The sequence below is a fragment of the Streptomyces sp. CA189 genome (assembly GCF_056428985.1).
The window spans coordinates 1-4,337 of sequence record NZ_JBWJVM010000155.1; the positions used below are offsets into that span (position 1 = coordinate 1).

At 75.8% G+C, this 4,337-nt stretch carries 4 protein-coding genes; 1 reads left to right on the forward strand and 3 read right to left on the reverse strand.

Annotated elements, in window-relative coordinates; genetic code table 11:
• The first annotated feature begins 217 nt into the window (after positions 1-217).
• Positions 218-1,378: a DNA-3-methyladenine glycosylase family protein gene (locus AC061S_RS44120; RefSeq protein WP_478691522.1), complete on the forward strand. Its 1,161-nt coding sequence runs from the start codon at positions 218-220 to the stop codon at positions 1,376-1,378.
• A gap of 20 nt (positions 1,379-1,398) precedes the next feature.
• Here the strand turns inward: AC061S_RS44120 and AC061S_RS44125 are convergent, their stop codons facing one another.
• From AC061S_RS44125 to AC061S_RS44135, 3 genes are read right to left on the reverse strand one after another with little or no spacing between them, the layout of a single operon-like run.
• Positions 1,399-2,721, reverse strand: coding sequence for a coenzyme F420-0:L-glutamate ligase (locus AC061S_RS44125; RefSeq protein WP_478691523.1), 1,323 nt, complete (start codon positions 2,719-2,721; stop codon positions 1,399-1,401).
• Positions 2,718-3,677 (reverse strand): 2-phospho-L-lactate transferase, encoded by a 960-nt coding sequence (cofD, locus tag AC061S_RS44130; protein WP_478691524.1) that lies wholly within the window; start codon positions 3,675-3,677, stop codon positions 2,718-2,720. The genes AC061S_RS44125 and cofD overlap by 4 nt, the downstream gene beginning before the upstream one ends.
• Positions 3,678-3,707: 30 nt before the next feature.
• Positions 3,708-4,199 (reverse strand): cysteine dioxygenase, encoded by a 492-nt coding sequence (locus AC061S_RS44135; protein WP_478691525.1) that lies wholly within the window; start codon positions 4,197-4,199, stop codon positions 3,708-3,710.
• Between the last annotated feature and the right edge of the window lie 138 nt (positions 4,200-4,337).

Consider the following 4,337-nt stretch of genomic DNA (forward strand, 5'->3'; position numbering starts at 1 on the left):
GCACCCCTCCCCAGCCGGTCCGGCGCTTGAGGACAGGGTCCGGGCGGAGCCCGGGGCACACGCCCCAGCCCCGCCGGCGTTTGAGGACCGGGGTCCGGGCAGCGCCCGGGGCGCACCCCCCAGCCCCGCCGGCGTTTGAGGCGCGGCGTCCGGGCAGCGCCCGGGGAACGGTGGAAGGGCGGGTAGGGGACAGCCCCGCAGGGCTACGCTCAAGGACATGGCCGGCCGCTACGACCCCCTCACCCGCACCGCGATCCGCGGCGGCCGCACCACCGTGCCCGAACCCACCCCAGCGGCCGCCCCGGGCACGGGCACCCGCCCAGGCCCCGACACGGGCACCCGCCCCGGCCCCGACACGGGCACGGGCCCCGGCCCGGACTCCGACACAGACACAGACACAGGCACCGACCCAGGCCCCGGCACGGGCGGCGGCTCCGCGTCACGGCGCGGCCCCCGAACCCGTACCTGGACCCCACCCGGCGCCCTGGACCTGGGCCTCACCCTCGGCCCACTGCGCCGCGGCCCCGCCGACCCCACCTTCCGCGCCACCGCGGGAGCGGTCTGGCGAGCCACCCGCACCCCCGCCGGCCCGGCCACGCTCCGCGTCACGTGCGCGCCGCACTCGCCGGAGGTGACCGCCACCGCCTGGGGCCCCGGCGCCGACTGGATCCTCGACGGCCTGCCCGAGCTGCTCGGCTCCGCCGACGACCCCGCCGCCTTCCTCCCCCGCCACCGGCTCCTGCACGCGAGTCACCGCCGCCGCCCAGGCCTGCGTCTGACCCGTACCGGCCTGGTCCTGGAGTCCCTGATCCCCACGGTCCTGGAGCAGAAGGTCACCGCCGACGAGGCGTACCGCGCCTGGCGCCGCCTCGTACGCCAGTACGGCGAACCGGCTCCGGGCCCGGGCCCGGACGGCAGCAGCAGCGGCAGCGGCCTCTACGTCATGCCCGACCCCCGCACCTGGACGCTCATCCCGTCCTGGGACTGGCACAAGGCCGGAGTCGACGCCAAACGCTCCGCCACCATCGTCCGCGCGGCCCGCCTCGCCGCCCGCCTCGAAGAGGCCGCGGCCATGGACCTGCCGGCGGCCACCGCCCGCCTGGAGGCGGTCCCCGGCATCGGCCCGTGGACCTCCGCCGAAACCCTCCAGCGCAGCAACGGCGCCGCCGACGCCGTCACCACCGGCGACCTGCACCTGCCCGGGATCATCGGCTATGCGCTCGCCGGGGACCGGGACGCCGGCGACGCCGCCATGCTGGAGCTCCTCGCCCCCTACGCCGGCCAGCGCCACCGCGCGGCCCGCCTCGTCCTCCTGGCCGGAGCCGCCCCGCCCCGCCGGGCCCCCCGCATGCCCCGGGGCGACATCGGCCGGCTCTAGGGGAGGCCCGCCCGGGAGGGTCACCGCACCTCGATGAACTCCTCCGCGGCCCGCCCCGCCCGCTCCGCCGGAGCGACCGCCGCGTGCCCCACGGCCACCGCCCCCATCGGGTCCCAGTCCTCCGGAAGCCCGAGCACCTTGCGCACCACGTCCCGGCAGAACATCGTCGAGGACACCCACGCCGAGCCCAGCCGTTCCCCGGCCAGCGCGACCAGGAAGTTCTGCACGCCCGCGCCCATCGCGACGACGAACATCTCCCGCTCCGCCGCGTCCCGGCGCGCGTGCCCGTAGTCGTGCGCGCCGTCCGTGACCAGACAGGGCACCACCAGGTACGGCGCAGCCCGCAGGACCTCGCCCCGCCGGACCCGCTTCGCGATGGACTCCTCGGACTTCCCGTCCCGCCGCAGGTCCTCGATCCAGGCGTCCCGCATCGCGTCCAGCAGCTCCAGCCGTGCGCCCGCCGATTCCAGCAGGACGAACCGCCACGGAGTCGTGTGGTGCGGGGCCGGGGCCGTCACGGCCGCCGCCACCGCGCGCCGGACCGCGCCCGGGTCCACCGGCTCGGCCGTGAAGGCCCGTACGGTACGCCGCTGCGTCACGGCTTCCCGTACCGCCTCCGAGGTGCCCAGCCGGAACATGTCGTCGGCCGGCGAGCGCACCAGGTCGGCCCCCGAGGAGCCCTCGCCCAGTACGTGCGCCAGCCCGCGCACCACCGCCACCGGCAGGCCCTCCGCCTTGCCCTTGACCAGGTCTCCGGCGGCGGCCAGCTCGTCGGCGGTCGCGACGACCGTCGCGCTCAGCGGGTTCCCGTGGGCGTCGGTGCCGCCGCGCAGGTCGTCCAGGACCCGTACGCCCGCGGCGCCGATCGCCACGTCGGTGAGCCCGGTGCGCCACGGCCGCCCGAAGGTGTCCGTCACGATCACGCCCACGTCCACGGAGAGCAGCTCCCGCAGCCCGGCCCGGATCGCGGCGGCCGAGGCGTCGGGGTCCTCGGGCAGCAGCAGAACGGTGCCGGCCTCGGTGTTCGACGCGTCGACCCCGGCCGCCGCCATGACCAGCCCCTGCCGGTTCTCCACGATCCGCAGCGTCCCGCGGCGCGCGACGACCCGTACGGTCTCGGCGTCTATCGCGTCCTCGCGCGAATCGGCGCGGACGATCCGGCCCTCCGCCTTGGAGACGATCTTCGAGGTGACGAGCAGGACGTCGCCGTCGCGCAGCTCCGGCCCGGCGGCCGCGATCAGTGCCGCCAGGTCGTCGCCGGGCCGCACCTCCGGGATTCCGCCGAGGGCCCGGACCTCGTACGAGGGCCAGGCCCTCGGCGGAATCCCTTGCGGGGCGGTCACCGGGAGGCCTCCGCCAGTTCCAGCGCGGCCCGCGCCATCTCCGCAGTGGCGGCCAGGTCGGTCATCATCAGCGGTACCGCCCGGCAGGTGATGCCGGCGGCCTCCACCTCGGCGACGGCGTCCGCGTCGGCGGTGTCGACGAGCCAGCCGTCGAGCAGCTCGGTGCCGTAGTGCCGGGCGACGGCCGCGGCGGTGGACTCGACGCCGACGGCGGCCAGCACCTTGTCGGCCATCCCGCGCACGGGCGCGCCCCCGACGATGGGGGAGAGGCCCACCACGGGGGCCGCGGCGGCGGCCACGGCCTCGCGGATGCCGGGTACGGCGAGGATGGTCCCCACCGACACCACGGGGTTCGACGGCGGGAAGAGGATCACGTCGGCGGCCGCGATGGCCTCCAGGACGCCGGGCGCGGGCTTGGCCTGCTCGGCGCCCACGGGGACGACGGCCTCGGCGTCCACCGCGGCGCGCATCCGCACCCAGTACTCCTGGAAGTGGATGACCCGGCGCTCGCCGCTCTGGGAGTCCGTGATCGCGACGTGGGTCTCGACCCGGTCGTCGGACATGGGGAGCAGCCGGACCCCGGGCTGCCAGCGGTCGCAGAGGGCCTCGGTGACGGCGCTGAGCGGGTAGCCCGCACCGAGCATCTGCGTACGGACGATGTGGGTGGCGAAGTCGCGGTCACCGAGGCCGAACCAGGTGGGTCCGACCCCGTACGCGGCGAGTTCCTCCTTGACGGTGAAGGACTCGTCGGTGCGGCCCCAGCCCTGGTCCTCGTTGATGCCACCGCCGAGGGTGTACATCACGGTGTCCAGGTCGGGGCAGACCTTGAGCCCGAACAGGTGAATGTCGTCACCGGTGTTGCCGATGACCGTGATGTCCGCGTCGGGAACCGCGGACTGGAGACCTCGGAGGAAACGGGCGCCGCCGATGCCGCCGGCCAGAACAACAATGCGCATACGGCGCAGTCTCTCAGGCGGCGACCCGGGTCAGACGGAGAGGGCCTCGGGCCGGGCCGGAGAGCAGCTGTGCATCGGCATCTCGGTGAGGCCGGGGAAGTACACGTGCAGGCTGACGGCCCCGTCGAGGCTGTCGTTCTGCACCTCGTGGGCGTAGCCGGGGGCGAAGACGCGCTGGGAGCCGGCGCCGAGGGTGAGCGGGCCGCGGGCGGTGTGCTCGGTGAGCTCGCCGTCCAGGACGGTGAGCACGCCGGAGGAGGCGCCGTGGTCGTGCAGGCCGCTGCCCTGGCCGGGTACCCAGCTGAGCAGCCAGACCTCGTAGCCGGGGCCGGTGCGCAGCCGGTGGTACCAGCGGGTCGTGGCGTCGTACCGGACCAGGTGCTCCCACTCGGAGCGGTCGGCGGCGATGGAACGCGCGAGGCCCACGAACTCGGCGACGGTGGCCGGGTGCTCGCGGGCGGGCTGCAGGAGGTGCTGGACGGAGAGGATGTCGCCGGCGATCTGGAGGTCGCTCTCGACCATCGCGATGGCTGCGGCGGGGGCGGTGGCGGGGGTGGGCGTGTGCTGCCAGTCCAGGGCCCGGCGCTTGGCTTTCGCGCGGAGTCCTGCGATCTGGTCGTAGGTGCGGTGCACCCGGCCGCTGGTGCGCTCGCCGGGCTT

Excerpts from the sequence above, each read along its gene's own strand:
- AC061S_RS44120 (WP_478691522.1), top strand. The coding sequence starts at position 218 with ATGGCCGGCCGCTACGACCCCCTCACCCGCACCGCGATCCGCGGCGGC.
- cofD (WP_478691524.1), bottom strand. The coding sequence starts at position 3,677 with ATGCGCATTGTTGTTCTGGCCGGCGGCATCGGCGGCGCCCGTTTCCTC.
- AC061S_RS44135 (WP_478691525.1), bottom strand. The coding sequence starts at position 4,199 with ATGGTCGAGAGCGACCTCCAGATCGCCGGCGACATCCTCTCCGTCCAG.